Annotated in this window: 15 protein-coding genes and 1 tRNA gene; 8 read left to right on the top strand and 8 right to left on the bottom strand. The window is 64.3% G+C overall.

The features are described from left to right. The first annotated feature begins 166 nt into the window (after positions 1–166). The 4 genes from gltB (at position 167) to R3P95_RS13485 (ending at position 8,719) form a co-directional block, all read left to right on the top strand. On the top strand, positions 167–4,750 hold the full coding sequence (gene gltB / locus R3P95_RS13500) for a glutamate synthase large subunit (RefSeq protein ID WP_269594000.1): 4,584 nt from the start codon (positions 167–169) through the stop codon (positions 4,748–4,750). Next, complete coding sequence (locus tag R3P95_RS13495; RefSeq protein WP_269593950.1) at positions 4,743–6,248, top strand: glutamate synthase subunit beta; 1,506 nt, start codon at positions 4,743–4,745, stop codon at positions 6,246–6,248. Before gltB ends, R3P95_RS13495 begins: the two co-directional genes overlap by 8 nt. Positions 6,249–6,370: 122 nt before the next feature. Beyond that, on the top strand, positions 6,371–7,789 hold the full coding sequence (gene pyk / locus R3P95_RS13490; protein ID WP_082073683.1) for a pyruvate kinase: 1,419 nt from the start codon (positions 6,371–6,373) through the stop codon (positions 7,787–7,789). 105 nt (positions 7,790–7,894) lie between these two features. After that, on the top strand, positions 7,895–8,719 hold the full coding sequence (locus R3P95_RS13485) for an acyl-CoA thioesterase (RefSeq protein WP_269594001.1): 825 nt from the start codon (positions 7,895–7,897) through the stop codon (positions 8,717–8,719). Here R3P95_RS13485 and R3P95_RS13480 read toward each other — a convergent pair. Then, positions 8,685–9,203: a DNA-deoxyinosine glycosylase gene (locus R3P95_RS13480; protein WP_269593951.1), complete on the bottom strand. Its 519-nt coding sequence runs from the start codon at positions 9,201–9,203 to the stop codon at positions 8,685–8,687. The two genes, R3P95_RS13485 and R3P95_RS13480, sit on opposite strands and share 35 nt — an antisense overlap. Positions 9,204–9,260: 57 nt before the next feature. On the opposite strand from R3P95_RS13480, the gene R3P95_RS13475 reads away from it, so the two are divergent. Beyond that, complete coding sequence (locus R3P95_RS13475) at positions 9,261–9,464, top strand: hypothetical protein (protein WP_141215240.1); 204 nt, start codon at positions 9,261–9,263, stop codon at positions 9,462–9,464. Here the strand turns inward: R3P95_RS13475 and R3P95_RS13470 are convergent. After that, positions 9,440–10,003 (bottom strand): anthrone oxygenase family protein, encoded by a 564-nt coding sequence (locus tag R3P95_RS13470; protein ID WP_269593952.1) that lies wholly within the window; start codon positions 10,001–10,003, stop codon positions 9,440–9,442. The genes R3P95_RS13475 and R3P95_RS13470 overlap by 25 nt on opposite strands. 48 nt (positions 10,004–10,051) lie before the next feature. Here R3P95_RS13470 and R3P95_RS13465 point away from each other — a divergent pair, with 48 nt between their 5' ends. Then, on the top strand, positions 10,052–11,044 hold the full coding sequence (locus tag R3P95_RS13465) for an AraC family transcriptional regulator (protein WP_269593953.1): 993 nt from the start codon (positions 10,052–10,054) through the stop codon (positions 11,042–11,044). On the opposite strand, the gene R3P95_RS13460 is transcribed toward R3P95_RS13465, so the two are convergent. From R3P95_RS13460 to R3P95_RS13450, 3 genes are all read right to left on the bottom strand, one after another. Beyond that, positions 11,029–11,760: an AAA family ATPase gene (locus R3P95_RS13460; RefSeq protein ID WP_269593954.1), complete on the bottom strand. Its 732-nt coding sequence runs from the start codon at positions 11,758–11,760 to the stop codon at positions 11,029–11,031. The two genes, R3P95_RS13465 and R3P95_RS13460, sit on opposite strands and share 16 nt — an antisense overlap. A 3-nt stretch (positions 11,761–11,763) precedes the next feature. After that, positions 11,764–11,940 (bottom strand): hypothetical protein, encoded by a 177-nt coding sequence (locus R3P95_RS13455; protein WP_188078653.1) that lies wholly within the window; start codon positions 11,938–11,940, stop codon positions 11,764–11,766. Between the two features lie 64 nt (positions 11,941–12,004). Further along, positions 12,005–12,081, bottom strand: a tRNA-Leu gene (locus R3P95_RS13450). A 120-nt stretch (positions 12,082–12,201) separates the two neighbouring features. Between R3P95_RS13450 and R3P95_RS13445 the strand changes: the two genes are divergently transcribed. Next, positions 12,202–12,834: an ANTAR domain-containing response regulator gene (locus R3P95_RS13445; RefSeq protein ID WP_269593955.1), complete on the top strand. Its 633-nt coding sequence runs from the start codon at positions 12,202–12,204 to the stop codon at positions 12,832–12,834. Between the two features lie 173 nt (positions 12,835–13,007). Beyond that, positions 13,008–14,342 carry an ABC transporter substrate-binding protein gene (locus tag R3P95_RS13440; RefSeq protein WP_068052226.1) on the top strand — a complete coding sequence of 445 codons (1,335 nt, stop codon included), beginning with the start codon at positions 13,008–13,010 and terminating at the stop codon, positions 14,340–14,342. Positions 14,343–14,484: 142 nt separating this feature from the next. Here the strand turns inward: R3P95_RS13440 and R3P95_RS13435 are convergent, their stop codons facing one another. From R3P95_RS13435 to R3P95_RS13425, 3 genes are read right to left on the bottom strand one after another with little or no spacing between them, the layout of a single operon-like run. Continuing rightward, entirely contained in the window at positions 14,485–15,285 is an 801-nt protein-coding gene (locus R3P95_RS13435) for an ABC transporter ATP-binding protein (protein ID WP_032394315.1), read from the bottom strand. After that, a complete protein-coding gene (locus R3P95_RS13430; RefSeq protein WP_230594646.1) occupies positions 15,285–16,379 on the bottom strand; it encodes an ABC transporter ATP-binding protein in 1,095 nt (364 codons plus the stop codon). Before R3P95_RS13430 ends, R3P95_RS13435 begins: the two co-directional genes overlap by 1 nt. Further along, a complete protein-coding gene (locus tag R3P95_RS13425; protein WP_068052136.1) occupies positions 16,372–17,361 on the bottom strand; it encodes a branched-chain amino acid ABC transporter permease in 990 nt (329 codons plus the stop codon). Before R3P95_RS13425 ends, R3P95_RS13430 begins: the two co-directional genes overlap by 8 nt. Positions 17,362–17,367: the final 6 nt, after the last annotated feature.

Raw genomic sequence — 17,367 nt, 5'->3', positions numbered from 1 at the left:
CAGAGCTGTCCCGGTGAATTCCCGATAGGCAGTTCAATTCGGCTCATCCGACCGTTTCGGTCGATCCGAGCCGACCAGCCGACGGGGTTGCCGAGACTTCCGATGCAGGGTCGTAGACACTGCACCGCTTGCACGCACCCCACCGGCCTACGTGGAGGTGATCGTGGTGCTGTTTTCTCGGATGCCTGCGGAGCAAGGTCTGTACGACCCGAGCTCGGAGAAGGATTCCTGTGGCGTGGCGATGATCGCCGACATCGCGGGTCGCCGTTCCCACGCGATCGTCGCCGACGGGGTTCTGGCACTGGAGAACCTGGAACATCGCGGAGCTGCCGGTGCCGAGCCCAACAGCGGTGACGGCGCGGGCATTCTGATTCAGCTCCCTGTCGAACTCCTCGACTCCCTCGCGCCGTTCGACCTGCCCGCGCCCGGAGCCGACGGTGACAACACGTTCGCGGCCGGAGTGTGTTTTCTGCCGCAGGGCATCCGTGAGCGGGCCATCGCCGTCGAGCGCGTCGAATCCGTTGCCGCCGAAGAAGGTCTGGACATCCTGGGCTGGGTTCCGGTCGAGGTCGATCCCGATCGAGCCGATGTTGGCCTCACCGCCCTCGGTTGCATGCCGTACATGAGCTACCTCTACGTCACCGCTCCCGAGGTCGACGGCACGCGTCCGGCCGGTCTGGCTCTCGACCGTCTCGTCTACGGATTGCGTAAGCGTTCCGAGCGAGTCACCCCCGAGATCGAGGCCGAGGGGTCGGGACTGTTCTTTCCGTCGTTGTCCTCGCGCACCATCGTCTACAAGGGCATGCTCACCACGATGCAGCTGCCGCTGTACTTTCCGGAACTGCGTAACCCGTTGTGCAAGAGCGCCATTGCCATCGTGCACAGTCGCTTCTCGACCAACACGTTCCCGTCGTGGCCGCTGGCGCACCCGCATCGCTACGTCGCGCACAACGGCGAGATCAACACCGTCAAGGGCAACCGAAATCGGATGCGGGCTCGCGAAGCGCTGCTGTCGAGCGACCTGATCCCCGGCGACTTGGAGCGCTTGTTCCCGATCTGCAACCCCGATGCCTCGGACTCGGTGTCCTTGGACGAGGTGCTCGAACTACTGCACCTCGGCGGACGCAGCGTGCCGCACGTGGTGATGATGATGGTGCCCGAGCCGTGGGAGAACCACCGCACGATGGATCCGCGGGTGCGAGCGTTCTACCAGTTCCACTCGTCGATGATGGAGGCCTGGGACGGTCCGGCCTGCGTGACGTTCACCGACGGCAGTTATGTCGGAGCTGTGCTGGACCGTAACGGCCTTCGCCCCGGCCGCTGGTGGCAGACGGCGGACGGCCGTGTGATCCTCGCCAGTGAGGCAGGCGTGCTGGACGTTCCCCAATCCGAGGTCGTCGCCAAAGGTCGCCTCGAGCCAGGAAAGATGTTCCTGATCGACACCGTCGCCGGACGTCTCGTGCCGGACGAGGAGATCAAACTTCAACTGGCAACCGAACATCCGTACCAGGAGTGGCTGCACGCGGGCCTGCTCGAGATCAAGAGCCTGCCCGAGCGCGCTCACATCCAGTACAACCACGACTCGGTGGTGCGTCGGCAGGTCGCCTTCGGCTACACCGAGGAAGACCTGCGCGTCGTGTTGACGCCGATGGCCGCATCCGGGGGCGAGCCGCTCGGATCGATGGGTACCGATACCCCGGCCGCGGTGATGTCTCAGCGGTCGCGTCAGCTCTACGACTACTTCATCGAACTGTTCGCACAGGTCACCAACCCGCCGCTGGACTCGATCCGCGAGGAGATCGTGACCTCGCTCGCGCGGGTGATGGGTCCGGAGCAGAACCTGCTCGAGCCCACTGCGGCGTCGTGCAGGCAGATCGTGTTGCCGTGGCCGGTGCTCGACAACGACGAGCTGAACAAGATCATCCACATCAACGACGACGGAGACCATCCGGGACTGTCGGCCACGGTGTTGCGTGGGCTGTACGAGGTGGAGCGCGGCGGTGAAGGTCTCGCGGAGGCCATCGAGGAGTTGCGGGCCCGGGCATCGGAAGCGATCGCTGCGGGCTACACCACGCTGATCATCTCCGATCGCGATTCGGACCACACGCGGGCCCCGATCCCGTCGCTGCTGGCCACCTCGGCGGTGCACCATCACCTGGTTCGCACCAAGGAGCGCACAAAGATCGCGCTCGTCGTCGAATCCGGTGACGCGCGCGAGGTGCACCATCTGGCGCTGCTCATCGGCTTCGGTGCCGCAGCGGTCAATCCGTATCTGGCGATGGAGTCGATCGAGGATCTGGTCGGCGAGGGTGAACTGACCGGAGTCGAACCGACGATCGCGGTACGGAACTATCTGTACGGGCTCGGCAAGGGCGTACTCAAGGTGATGTCGAAGATGGGCATCTCGACCGTCGGGTCCTACACCGGCGCACAGGTTTTCGAGGCCGTCGGTCTCGATCGCGAGGTGGTGCGCGAGTACTTCAAGGGCACGGTCAGCAAGCTCGGTGGCGTCGGTCTCGACGTGCTCGCCGAGGAGGTCAAGCTGCGCCACCGCAGGGCCTACCCCGAGAATCCGACCGACCGCGTCCATCGGCGGCTGGAGATCGGCGGCGAGTATCAGTTCCGACGCGAGGGCGAGCTGCACCTCTTCACCCCCGAGACGGTGTTCCTGCTGCAGCATGCCACGCGTACCGGCCGATACGACGTGTTCCAGAAGTACACCGACGAGGTGGACCGGCTCGCTCGCGAGGGCGGTGCCTTGCGCGGTCTGTTCGAGTTCAAGGACGGTGTCCGGCCGCCGGTTCCGCTCGACGAGGTGGAATCGGTCGAGTCGATCGTCACGCGGTTCAACACCGGCGCGATGAGCTACGGATCCATCTCCGCCGAGGCGCACGAGACGATGGCCGTCGCGATGAACAATCTCGGCGGACGGTCCAACTCGGGGGAGGGCGGCGAGGACGTCGACCGGCTCTACGATCCGACGCGACGCAGTGCCGTCAAGCAGGTCGCCAGCGGTCGGTTCGGTGTCACCAGCGACTATCTGGTCAACGCCACGGACATTCAGATCAAGATGGCGCAGGGTGCCAAGCCGGGCGAGGGTGGTCAGCTGCCCGGGTACAAGGTGTATCCGTGGGTGGCCAAGACCCGACACTCGACGCCGGGTGTCGGCCTCATCTCGCCGCCCCCGCACCACGACATCTACTCGATCGAGGATCTCGCGCAGCTGATCCACGATCTGAAGAACGCCAACGAGAAGGCGCGCGTGCACGTCAAGCTCGTCAGTTCCGTCGGCGTCGGCACGGTGGCGACGGGCGTCAGCAAGGCACACGCGGACGTCGTTCTCATCTCCGGATACGACGGCGGAACCGGTGCTGCGCCGTTGACCTCGCTCAAGCATGCAGGCGCTCCGTGGGAGATCGGCCTCGCCGACGCCCAGCAGACGCTGGTGCTCAACGGCCTGCGTGATCGCATCACCGTGCAGTGCGACGGCGGTATGCGCACCGGACGCGACGTCATCGTTGCGGCATTGCTCGGCGCGGAGGAGTTCGGGTTCTCGACGGCCCCGCTGATCGTGGCGGGCTGCATCATGATGCGCGTCTGCCACCTGGACACCTGCCCGGTCGGTGTCGCCACCCAGAACCCGGAGCTGCGCAAGAGGTTCACCGGTAAGCCCGAGTTCCTCGAGGACTTCTTCAAGTTCATCGCCGAGGACGTGCGAAAGTACCTGGCGCAGCTCGGTTTCCGTAGTATCGACGAGGCGGTCGGTCACGCCGACGTGCTCGAGACGGCAGCCGGAGTGGCGCACTGGAAGAGCAAGGGACTCGATCTGACCCCGATCTTCGCGATGCCCGTCGACCGCCACGGTGCCCCGATGACACAGCGTCGACGCCTCCGCGCGCAGGACCACGGTCTCGATCTGGCGCTTGATCGGACTCTGATCCAGTTGGCCGAAGGAGCGTTGGAGGATGCGCATCCGGTCAAGCTCGAGCTGCCGGTACGCAACGTCAATCGCACCGTCGGAACGCTGCTGGGGTCCGAGGTCACCCGGCGCTACGGCGCAGTCGGGTTGCCGGACGACACCATTCGCATCGCGTTCACCGGATCGGCCGGCCAGTCTCTCGGGGCTTTCCTGCCGCCGGGTATCACCATCGATCTGGTCGGTGACGCGAACGACTATGTCGGTAAGGGATTGTCGGGCGGTCGAATAGTCGTGCGCCCTGCCGACGACGCACCGTTCGTCGCAGAGGACAACGTGATCGTAGGAAACACGATTCTCTACGGTGCCACCTCGGGTGAGGTGTACCTGCGCGGTAAGGCGGGGGAGCGGTTCGCGGTCCGTAACTCGGGAGCGATCGCGGTGAACGAGGGCGTGGGCGACCACGCGTTCGAGTACATGACCGGCGGTCGCGTCGTGGTGCTCGGGCCGACCGGTCGCAACATGGCTGCGGGTATGTCCGGCGGTATCGCGTTCGTCCTCGGTCTCGATCCGGCGGACGTGAACATGGCGATGGTCGAACTGCAGGTGCCCAACCCGGACGATCTGGTGTGGCTGCGCGAGACCGTCGAGAATCACCGACGGTGGACCGGTTCCACCGTCGCGACCTCGCTGCTGGCCGACTGGCCCCGCCGGTCTGCGTTGTTCACCAAAGTCATGCCCGTCGACTACCAGCGAGTGCTGGAGGCGACAAGAATGGCGCGTGCCGAAGGGCGCGACGTCGATGCTGCGATCATGGAGGCTGCACGTGGCTGATCCACAGGGATTTCTGAAAGTCGTCAAGCGTGAGGCTGCCAAGCGTCCGATCGGCGAGCGCGTCAAGGACTGGAACGAGGTGTATTCGCACCAGCCGACGAGCGAGCGTGCTGCCGAGGTCTCCGATCAGGCGCGTCGCTGCATGGACTGCGGTATTCCGTTCTGCCACTCGGGGACTGCGGGTTGCCCGCTGGGAAATCTGATCCCCGAATGGAACGACCTGGTGCGCCGCGGCCGCTGGGATGCGGCCAGCGATCGACTGCATGCGACCAACAATTTTCCGGAGTTCACCGGGCGGGTCTGCCCGGCCCCGTGTGAATCGGCATGTGTGCTGTCGATCTCCGAGGCGGCCACCGGCGGAAGCGTGACGATCAAGCGGGTCGAGCAGACCATCGCGGATCTGGCCTGGGAAGACGGCAGCATCGTTCCGCAGCCGCCGACGATCACCACCGGCAAGAGGGTCGCCGTCGTCGGATCCGGCCCTGCGGGATTGGCTGCGGCGCAACAGCTCACCCGCGCCGGGCACGACGTCACCGTGTACGAGCGGGACGATCGTCTGGGCGGTCTGCTGCGATACGGCATCCCCGAGTTCAAGCTCGAGAAGTCCGTGCTTGATCAGCGGCTCATGCAGATGCGGGCCGAGGGAACGCACTTCGTCACCGACTGCGAGGTCGGGATCGACTTCACCGTCGAGCAACTGCGTGAATCCTTCGACGCAGTCGTTCTCGCAGTCGGAGCTCTGCGGGCCCGTGACAACGCCGAGGTCATCGGTCGCGAACTCGACGGCATCCACCTGGCCATGGAGCATCTGGTGCCGTCGAACAAGGAATGCGAGGGCGACGGTCCCACGTCGATCTCCGCTGCGGACAAGCACGTGGTCATCATCGGCGGCGGTGACACCGGAGCCGACTGTTTGGGAACGGCCCACCGGCAGGGTGCAGCATCGGTCACTCAGCTCGACTACAACCCGGCTCTGCCCGGGGCTCGCGACGACAGTCTCTCGCCGTGGCCGTCGTGGCCGCTGGTGCTGCGCACCTCACCCGCGCACGCCGAGGGTGGCGTCGTGCGTCATCAGGTCGCGGTGCAGCGATTCCTCGGTGACGAGCGCGGGCACGTTCGTGCGATGGTGCTCGCCGAGGTGGAGGTGCAGCGCGACGCGGACGGTCGACGCATCGTCACGCCCATCGGGGAGGAGATCGAATTGCCCTGTGATCTGGCGTTGTTCGCGATCGGTTTCGAAGGTGTCGAGCACGGTCCGCTACTCGACGAGTACGGCCTGGCGCTGACCAAGCGGGGTGCGCTCTCGTGTGGTCCCGACTGGCAGACCACGGCACCGGGCGTGTTCGTGTGCGGGGATGCGCATCGCGGTGCGTCGTTGGTCGTGTGGGCCATCGCGGAGGGTCGATCCGCGGCTCACGGAGTCGATGCTTTCCTCACCGGACACTCGGAATTGCCGTCGCCGGTACACCCGACCGCACTGCCTCTGGCGGTCGGGTGACCCCCGTCTCTGAACCGGTACAGACCGTCCCAGCAGCGGGGTAGCGCGGCTACCCGTCGGTAGTATTCTAGTGGATGCGTCTGCGATAGAGAACGCGGCGTCCAGCGGCTAGGCTCGCCTTCGTGAGCCGACGTACGAAGATTGTCTGCACCCTTGGACCCGCAACCGCAACCACAGAGCGCATCCGCGAACTCGTCGAGAGTGGAATGGATGTCGCACGACTGAACTTCAGCCATGGTGATCACCCCGATCATCAGGCCAACTACGAGAGGGTCCGCGCAGCATCGGACGCCACCGGCAAAGCCGTGGGTATCTTGGCCGACCTGCAGGGACCGAAAATTCGTCTCGGCCGATTCGCCGAGGGCTCGACCACCTGGGCGGCCGGTGAGCTGATCCGCATCACCGTCGAGGAGTGCGAGGGCACTCACGACCGGGTGTCGACCACGTACAAGGAGCTTGCCCAGGACGCCAAGGAAGGCGACCGCCTCCTCGTCGACGACGGCAAGGTGGGCCTCGTGGTCACCGGCGTCGAAGGCAACGACGTACTGTGCCGTGTCACCGAAGGTGGACCGGTCAGCAACAACAAGGGCGTGTCCCTGCCGGGCATGGACGTGTCCGTTCCCGCCATGAGCGAGAAGGACATCGCCGACCTCGAGTTCGCCCTTGCCCTCGGTGTCGACTTCATCGCGCTCTCGTTCGTCCGTTCTCCCGCGGACGTCGAACTCGTCCACGCCGTGATGGACCGCGTGGGCCGTCGAGTTCCCGTCATCGCCAAGCTCGAGAAGCCCGAGGCCGTCGACAATCTCGAAGCCATCGTGCTCGCATTCGACGCGATCATGGTCGCCCGCGGCGACCTCGGCGTCGAGTTGCCCCTCGAGCAGGTTCCGCTGGTGCAGAAGCGTGCCATCCAGATCGCCCGCGCCAACGCCAAGCCCGTCATCGTCGCGACCCAGATGCTCGAATCGATGATCGAGAATTCCCGCCCGACGCGCGCCGAGGCGTCCGACGTCGCCAACGCAGTGCTCGACGGTACCGACGCGGTCATGCTCTCCGGTGAGACCTCGGTCGGTAAGTACGTGATGGAAACCGTGCGGACCATGGCTCGCATCGTCGAGACGGTCGAGACCGAGGGCGACAGTGTTCCCCCGCTGACGCACGTCCCGCGCACCAAGCGTGGCGTCATCTCCTACGCTGCCCGCGACATCGGTGAGCGCCTGGACGCGAAGGCACTCGTCGCGTTCACCCAGTCGGGTGACACCGTTCGACGGTTGGCTCGTCTGCACACCAAGCTTCCGTTGCTCGCCTTCACCTCCATCTCCGAGGTGCGCAGCCAGCTGTCGCTGAGCTGGGGAACCGAGACGTTCCTGGTCCCCGATGTGGGCTCGACGGACGCGATGGTCAAAGAGGTCGACAAGGCGCTGCTCGAACTCGGTCGGTACAACAAGGGCGATCAGGTCGTGATCGTGGCCGGTGCCCCTCCCGGCACAGTAGGCTCGACCAACTTGATCCATGTGCACCGAATCGGAGAAGAGGACCGGTAAGTGGTCGAAGCGGGGGGAACCGGCGTCAGCGAAAGCGCGCCGAGCAGTACAGCTGTACGCAGGACAGATCTAGAGACGCTCCTCGATCTCCTCGCACTCGAGGAGATCGAGGAGGACGTGTTCGTCGGCGTTCACCCCGAGCAGGTGGGCAGTCGAACGTTCGGGGGGCAGCTCGTTGCTCAGGGCCTGATCGCGGCGGGCCGGACCGTATCCGGTACGTCGCGGGACGTGCACGCGATCAATGCGCACTTCATTCGCGGGGGTGACGTCAAGAAGCCCATCGAGTACCGGGTCTCGCGTCAGCGCGACGGCCGAGCCTTCGCCAACCGGCAGGTCACCGCCGTACAGGACGGCAACGAGCTGTTCGTCATGCTCGCGGCCTTCCAGGATTTCGGTAAGGGCCTCGAGCACAGCGTCGAGGTTCCCGAGGTTCCGTATCCCGACGCAGTGCCTCCGCTCGGCGATCATTTCGTCGGGTACGAGGACCGTCTGCAGATGTTCGTCGACGCCCTCAAGCCGATCGACATGCGCTACGCGAACGATCCCGCGTGGATCATGCACGGCACCGGGGAGAAGCTCAATCACAATCGCGTGTGGATGAAGGCCGACGGGGATCTGCCCGACGCCTCGATCTTCCACGCCGCGACCATGGGCTACGCGTCGGACACCACCGTGCTCGATTCGATCATCACCACCCACGGACTGTCGTGGGGACTCGACCGCATCGTCGCGGCGACGGTGAATCACTCCATCTGGTTTCACCGGCCGTTCCGGTTCGACGAATGGGCTCTCTACGCCACCGAATCGCCGGTCGCGGCCGGCTCGCGCGGACTGGCCACCGGCCGCTTCTTCTCGATGGACGGGCAGCTGCTCGCCACCGTCGTTCAGGAAGGTCTCATCCGGCACTTCCCGAAACGGGTCCGCGACTGAGTGCGTCGGTCCATATTCGCGTTTTCGCCTGCAGATCGAGTGCTGCGTGCGCCGGACTGGTCGACGGTAGTCGTTCGAATTCCACCTGGGGCGTTGCCGATTTCACGTACCGCCGGTAGGTCTCGGCGGCCTTGGCTCCGTTGAAGAACACCCTGTCGATGCCGGGATTCTCGGCGAACAATTGCTCGAAATCGTTTGTCTCGATGGACGATTCGACGATCACCGAGTCCAGGCTTCCTTCGCGCGTGCACAGCTTCAGCACGTCCCATATCGCGACGCCCTGGCTGCGCAGACGCTCGGTGCGCGCATCGTAGGGAAGTTCGGGGCCTGCACCGAACAGCGTTCCCATGATCGGCCAGAACGCATTTCGTGGATGCGCGTAGTACTGCTGCGCGGCCAGCGACGCGACGCCGGGCATCGAGCCCAGAATCAAGGTGGTCGCGCCGCGGCCGAGAATCGGTGCGAAGCTGTGCACGACGTTCATTGCGTGATTACAGCAATTCCCCGCGGGGGCACCGGACAGGGGACCACAATGGAGGTCATGCTGGATCCACGTGTACTCGACAACAACGAACTCGAAGCCGAACTTGCTGCATTGCGCCGGGGTCGTGACGCCTCGATGGACGAGGGCGCGCGCGATGTGTCCACGGCAGACACCGACCACCTCATCGCGCGGTTCGAGGAAGAAATCCGTAAGCGACACCAGGACTCGGTGTCCGATCAGCCCAGCGCCGATCTACCCTGACCGAGGATCAGAACGGCGCAGGCCGCAGTCGCGGCCACTGTTCTGACGGTGTTCCATCGCGTCCACTTCTCGGTGAAGTTCTGCCACACCTGGGTGTCGGCAGCACTGCCGGGATCCACCCCGGCCAACGCGTCGTTGAGGGGGACGTTCGCAACAGCCGTGATCGCGAGGCATCCGAGAAGGTAGAGAACAGCTCCGCTCACGACCAGCACCGGTGAACCCCGACCGGTCGATACGGCGATAATCGCTGCGAGAGTGCACGATATGGCCGTTCCGAAGAACAGGCCGAGGAACATCGGGTTGAGAATCGCCGCATTGAATCTCTGCATGGCGGCGATGGCGTCGGGTACCGGCAGTGTTGCCAGGCCGGGGAGCACGCTGATGGAGAAGGCGAGCAGCACTCCGGCAACGAGCCCACATCCGACGGCAGCAACGGCGGTGGCGGCTGCGAGCATTCGATCCAACACGGTGGTTCCCTCCGGCAGGTGAGCGTTCAGTTGTCCACCCTCGTCCCGAGGGGCGGGATGAGCAATGCGCACACAGCCGCATTCGATGTCCGATCGTCCATTTCGTGGGACGATCGGTGCATGCGCGGCGCAGATCCCTGGAAGTCGTCCGACCCTCTGGGTGAAGCGCTGCACTTTCTACGGATGACCGGATCGTTCTACGTGCGCTCCGAGATGAGCGGATCCTGGGGTCTCGCACTGCCCGCCATGGAGGATGCGCTGTGGTTTCACACGGTCGTCGACGGCAGTTGCGCGTTGTCGGTTCCCGGCGAGCCGACGCGTGAGTTGGTCCCCGGCGATTTCGCGTTGGTACCGCACGGGCGAGGGCACGTGCTCATTGCAGCCGGCGACGCTTCGGTTCGGGCGACGAGCGTTCACGATCTCCCGCACGAGTACATCAGCGATCGCTACGCGGTGCTCACTCACGACGCGGGCGGTGCCGGCCGTGCTGCGACTCTCGTGTGCGGGGCGGTGCGGCTGGATCATCCTGCCGCGCAGAAGCTCGTTCGCCTGTTGCCCGCGCTGGTGGTGGTCGACGCTGATCCGGGCCCGAGGCAATCGAGGATGCAGAACGTGCTGGCCATGGTCGCGGACGAGGCGCGTGTGCTCGAGCCCGGGGGAGAAGCGGTGATCACCCGGCTGTCCGACATTCTGGTGATCCATGCGCTGCGGTCGTGGATCGCGAATACGCCAGGTGCGCAGTCGGGTTGGCTCGGTGCATTGCAGGACGATCGGATCGGAACGGCGTTGGCGCTGATCCATCGACACCCGCACGAGCGGTGGACCGTTGCGGGTCTGGCATCGAGGGTGAACATGTCTCGCTCGGCGTTCTCGGCACGTTTCACCGAGCTGGTCGGTGATTCCGTGATGAGCTATCTCGCGACGTGGCGGATGCAGGTCGCGTACGGCACGTTGCGATCCGAGGACGTGGTGATGGCCGAAGTGGCCCGGCGCAGTGGGTATCTGTCGGAGGCTGCGTTCGGGAAGGCGTTCAAGCGCGCCACGGGCGTCTCGCCGGGAAGTGTGCGTCGCCGTCGTGAGGTGTCGATGGCCGACGGTCAGTCGAGCAGGTGACGGAGATAGCTGTTCGGGTCGTCGAGGTAGCGACGCCAGTGCTGTACCAATTCGAGTTCGTCCCAAGTGCTTCGGCGTAGACCGTGTTCGCCGACTTCCACGATGTCCGCACCGGGCGTCGACGCCAGAATCGGTGAGTGGGTGGCGCAGACGATTTGCGCGCCGTCATTGCCCAGCTCGGACATCAATGCAACGAGCTGCAGGCTCGCGGTGAACGACAGGGCCGATTCGGGCTCGTCCAGAACGTAGAAACCGGGTTCGGCCAACATTGCACCGAACATGGTCAGGAACCCTTCACCGTGGCTCATCTCGGCGGTGTTCTCGTCCCAGAAACCCGGCACGCCGCCGAGGTTCTCGGCCATGTCGAACGCGGTCTCGGCGCGCAGGAAGAAGCCGCGCTTGTTCAGTCGTGGGCCACGAAGCATTCGAGAACCTCGTGGCGTGGTCTCGAGTTCGAGTACCTCTCCGAGCGCGCTGGTCACCTCGTCGAGTCGACGCGACTGCTGCGCCGCGCGACCGCCGCGGGCATCGATTCCGAAACCCTCGGCTATTGCTTCGACGAGCGTCGATTTACCGGAACCGTTGTCTCCGACCAGAATTGTGACCGGTGCCAGGAACTCGAGTCCGTCGCGAGCGAGGTCGGCGACAGCAGGCACGGTGAAGGGCCAGTCCGATCCGACATCGTCGGCATGGACGTACGCGCGTTCTACGAACATGTTTCAGGCAGTGACCAGGCGGTCCACGTAACCGGTCTCGTGGGTGGAATCGGCGCTGCAGGTGTAGAAGACCCACTGGGCGGACTGGTCCGCCGAATCCCCGAAACGATGGTCGACCTTCGCTGCGCACAAATTGCCCGCACTGGTGTCGTGGCAACGAAGACTGCTGGGTATGTACATCACTCCACTGTAGGCGCGATCGAGGGTGACCATTACCGGACCCGAAGAGTCGAACGCTGTGCTGTGGTGCCCTCGGTGAGACTCGAACTCACACTGGACGGGTTTTGAATCCGTTTCCTCTGCCAATTGGGATACGAGGGCTGGCGTCTTTCAAGCAACGATTGACGAGTTTAGAAGATGCGCTTTCGGCCTCGCGCACCGGTACCCTTCAGATGCTCGACGGCCCTGATGGGCGATGACTGTCAAAGGAGACCGATACAGATGAATGCTCCTGGTGCGCACGGTACTGGCAAGCCCCCGCTTCGTGTGGTGGTGGCAGAGGACGAATCCCTGATCCGATTGGACCTCGTGGAGATGCTCCGTGAGGAGGGGTACGACGTGGTCGGTGAAGCGGCCGACGGTCAGCAGGCGGTGGAGTTGGCCGTCGAACTGCGTCCCGATCTGGTCATCATGGATGTGAAGATGCCGCGTCGGGACGGAATCGATGCGGCGTCGGAGATAGCCGAGAAGCGCATCGCGCCCGTCGTCATTCTCACCGCGTTCAGTCAACGCGAGCTCGTGGAGAAGGCGCGCGATGCCGGGGCCATGGCGTATCTGGTCAAGCCGTTCACCAAAGCCGATCTGATGCCTGCGGTGGAGTTGGCCGCCAGCCGTTTCGGTGAGATCTCCGCCCTCGAATCCGAGATCGTCGATCTGCAGGATCGGCTCGAGACGCGCAAGCTCATCGAGAAGGCCAAGGGCATCCTGATGGAATCGCAATCGCTCACAGAACCGCAGGCGTTCAAGTGGATTCAGCGCGCTGCGATGGATCGCAGGACGACGATGAAGGCCGTCGCGGAGGTCGTGATCGACACGCTCGGTACCCCTGCGAACAAGCCCGTGGGAGACAGCTGATCGGCCGGCGAAAGCTACGGCCACGTAAAACTTCGACTCTCTAGGTCACAGTCAGGTCACGAGCGTCGTTCTAGGCCTTGCGAATCGGCTCCGAGCATTAGCGTCTGACCCACACGTGAGCCACATGTAACTCAGGTGCGCTTCATCGACGAGCAATTTCAAGGAGAACCTAGATGGCAATTCGGACCTATGTCCGCACGGCTGCGGTGCTGAGCGTTACCTCGCTCGCACTGTTCGGCTGTTCGTCGAGCGACGACTCGGGCTCGACCGACTCCACCAGTGCCAGCGGCGGCACTGCAGCCGCGGAAACGACCGTCTCCACCGACTGCACGCCCGAGCAGGCCACTGCCGGGGCAACCCCCGACACGGCCCCGCTGGTGGTGGGAACCCTCCTCCCCGAGACCGGAACCCTGGCCTTCCTCGGCCCGCCCGAAGTTGCCGGTGTGCAGCTGGCCGTCAACGACGTCAACGAAGCCGGTGGCGTCCTCGAGCAGCCCGTCACGCTCATCCCCGGTGACTCGGGCGACACGACGACCGATACCGCCAACACCACGGTGGACCGCTTGCTCGCCGGCGGTTCCGACGTCATCGTCGGTGCAGCGTCGTCCTCGGTCTCGCTCAAGGTCATCGACAAGATCGCCAGCGCAGGCGTCGTGCAGTTCTCGCCGGCCAACACGTCCGATCAGTTCGTCTGCTACCCGGACAAGGGTCAGTACTTCCGTACCGCACCCACCGACGTGCTGCAGGCGCAGGCCCTGTCCCAGCTGATCGCCCAGGACGGTGCGCAGCGCGTCGCCATCCTCGCGCTCAACGACCCGTACGGCACGGGCCTGGCCGCGAACACCGCGGACAACCTCGAAGAGGCAGGCATCGCGGCGGACCAGATCCAGACCACGATCTACGACCCGAACGCACAGTCGTTCAACGCCGAGGTCGACGGTGTGAAGAACTTCAACCCGGACGCCGTGGCCATCATCGGCTTCGAGGAGTCCGCGAAGATCATCACCCGTATGCACGAGATCGGCATCGGACCGTCCGACGGCACGCTGGTCTACGGCGTCGACGGCAACATGGGCAACGCCCTCGGTGAGTCGGTCGCAGCGGGTCTGCTGGACACGATGCGCGGCACCACTCCGTTGACCGATGTCGGCACCGGATTCCAGGATCGTCTCAAGGTCGTCGATCCGGCTCTGGTCGACTTCAACTACGCGGGTGAGTCCTATGACGCAGTGATCATCTCGGCGCTCGCTGCCGAGCAGGCCAAGTCGACGGCAGGTACCGACATCGCGGCCAACATCAACAGCGTCACCAAGGACGGCACCAAGTGCACCAGCTACGCCGAGTGCCTTCCGCTCGTCAAGGCCGGAACCGATATCGACTACGACGGAATCACCGGCGCGCTGAACTTCAGTGACGCAGGAGAGCCCGCCACCGGTTCGTACGGCAACCTGGTCTTCGGACCGGACAACACCCTGACGACGGAAGATTACATCGTCGTCGGTGAGTGATCTGTAACTGTCACACAGCCTCTGGGCCCGAGTCCTCGATCAGGACTCGGGCCCAGAGGTTTTCGTAGGTGTCGCACGTTCGACCGCAACGACGAAGGCCCCGGTTGACATCGAACCGGGGCCTTCGTCGTTTGCCGAGCAGCTACTTCTTCTCTTTGCTTCCCGCCAGTGTGCCGAGGTACAGCTCGATCACCTTCGGGTCGTTCATCAATGCCGGACCGGTGTCGGTGTAGGCGTTGCGGCCCTGATCGAGTACATAGCCACGGTCGCAGATCTGGAGGCAGCGACGGGCGTTCTGCTCGACCATGATGATCGAGACGCCCGCTGCATTGATCTTCTTGCAGCGGATGAACACCTCGTCCTGGAACATCGGTGACAATCCGGCCGACGGTTCGTCGAGCAGCAGTACCGACGGCTCCATCATCAGTGCGCGTCCCATGGCGACCATCTGTCGCTCGCCGCCGGACAGCGCGCCTGCCTTGACCTTCTTGCGTTCGCCGAGCAGCGGGAACAGCTCGCTGACGAACTCGAAACGCTCACCGAACTTCTTGGGACGCAAATAGATTCCCATTTCGAGGTTCTCTTCGATGGTGAGCGACGGGAACACGTTCTGCGTCTGCGGAACGTAGCCGACTCCCTTGGTGACCAACACATGCGCTTCCGCGGAGGTGATGTTGTCGCCGCGCAGTTTGACGCTGCCCTCACGGACGGCGACCAGCCCGAACAGGGTCTTGAGGAGGGTCGACTTTCCGGCACCGTTGGGTCCGATGATGCCGACGATCTCCCCGTCGTTGAGGAAGAAGTTGCACTCGCTGAGGATGTTGACGCCGGGGATGTATCCGGCCACCAGTCCGTCGGCGCGCAGCAGTGCACCTTCGGCGAGTCGAGCATGTTCCTCGGGTGTCGCGGCGAATTCCGCCGGCGTCAATGTCTGTTCGCTCATCAGTTGTCCTCCTTGGCCCGGTGTGAGCCGCCCTCGGCCACGTCGGGCGTCACTGGGCTGACGAACTCCGGTTCCGAAAGATCGCCTCCCGCTTCGAGTTCTTCCTTCTCGGCCTGCTTCAGTGCCTCCGCCAGTTCGGCGGTTGCCCCGACCGGATTGCCGTCGGCATCGAATTCGAGAGCCTGATCGTGATGGCTACCGAGATACGCGTCGACGACGGCTCCGTTGTTGGAGAGCTCCTCGGGGGTGGACTCGGCAATGATGCTGCCTTGAGCCATCACCACCACCCAGTCACTGATGTCGCGGATGACGTCCATGTCGTGCTCGACGAACACCACCGTCATACCGTCGTCGCGAAGCGACTTGATGTGCCCCAGAAGTGACTGCGTCAGAGCTGGATTGACCCCGGCCATGGGCTCGTCGAGCATGACCACCGACGGATCGGTCATCAACGCACGCGCCATCTCCAGCAGCTTGCGCTGGCCGCCGGACAACGAGCCGGCGAGGTCGTCGGCCTTGGCGTCGAGCTTGAAGCGGCCCAGTAGCTCGTAGGCGCGTTCGGTGATCTGACGTTCTTGGGCTTTCCATGTCCACGGCATGAAGGTGTTGATCATGCGCTCACCGCGCTGACCGGTTGCACCCAGCCGAACGTTGTCCAGCACAGTCAGTTTCGACAGTGCCTTGGTCAACTGGAACGTGCGCACCACACCTTTGCGGGCCACCTGATGCGGATGCATCCGGCCCAGTTCCTGGCCGTCCATCGACCAGGTCCCGGTGTCGGGTCGATCGAATCCCGTGAGCAGGTTGAACAGGGTGGTCTTGCCTGCGCCGTTGGGCCCGATCAGGCCGGTGATGCAGCCACGCTGAATCTCCAGGTGCGCCACGTCGACGGCCTTGAGGCCACCGAAGGTGCGCGAGACGCCGTCGACCACCATGGTGGCGTCCGGTTTCGGTGCGCCGGGTTCGTTGGGAACACCGGCGAACAGGGCCGCGCGTTGATCGCTCGACAACGCCTGCGCAGCGCGTGATTCGAGTGTGCTTGCTTTCTTGCTCGGTGCGGCCGTTGCAGCAGCATCCTTGCTCGGGTCAGGCATTGAGTTGAACCTCTCGCTTGTTGCCGAGAATGCCCTGAGGTCTGAACACCATCAAGACGGCGATCAGGATTCCCAGGAGCACGAATCGCGTGGCACCGACCTGGGCACCGGTGAGGTTGAGCACCGGGTCGTCGCCGGAGATCAATTGCCGCAGAATCGCATCGGGAATGGACAGCAGGAACCAGAAGAGCATCGCGCCCAGTACCGGGCCGAACACTGTTGCCGCCCCACCGAGAATCAGTGCGCCGAAGGCGAAGAACGTCTGGGCTGTCGAGTAGAAGTCCGGGTTGATGGATTGGGTCTGCAGTGCGTTGAACACACCGCCCATACCGCCGATGACGCCACCGAGAACCAGTGCCTGCATCTTGTAGACGAAGACGTTCTTGCCCAGCGAACGGGCTGCGTCCTCGTCCTCACGGACAGCCTTGAGGACGCGTCCCCACGGGCTGTGCGTCAGCAGGTAGACCACGCCGCACAGCAGCAGGACCAGCGTCCAGCCGACGAGCATGGCCCACAGATCGTTGCCGAGGAACCGCACGCCGATGAATTCGTAGGACTTACCACCCTCGAACGGGCTCATGCTGGTGAACGGGCCGGCGAAGCCGGTGATGCCGTTGGTGGATTTGGTCACCGAATCCGTTGCGGTGGAACGAAACACCAATCGGAGAATCTCCGAGGCGGCGATGGTGACGATCGCGAGATAGTCGGCTCGCAGTCGCAGGGTCGGAATGCCGAGAACCAGGGCCAGTAATCCGGCTGCAGCGAGGCCGACCAGAATGCCCAGCCACAGCGGCTGTTCGTAGGTGATCGTGGTGATGCCGACGCCGTAGCCGCCGAGCAGTGCGAAGCCGATCTGACCGAAGTTGAGCAGTCCGGCGTAACCGAAGTGCAGGTTCAGGCCGATGGCGAGTAGAGCGTAGAAGATGGCCGACGGGCCGACCAGCTGAGCGAGTGAGATCTGAAGTGCGCCGATGATATCCATGTGAAG

The organism is Rhodococcus cercidiphylli (assembly GCF_033042225.1).
GTDB lineage: Bacteria > Actinomycetota > Actinomycetes > Mycobacteriales > Mycobacteriaceae > Rhodococcoides.
This window is presented reverse-complemented; position numbering and strand designations above follow the sequence as displayed.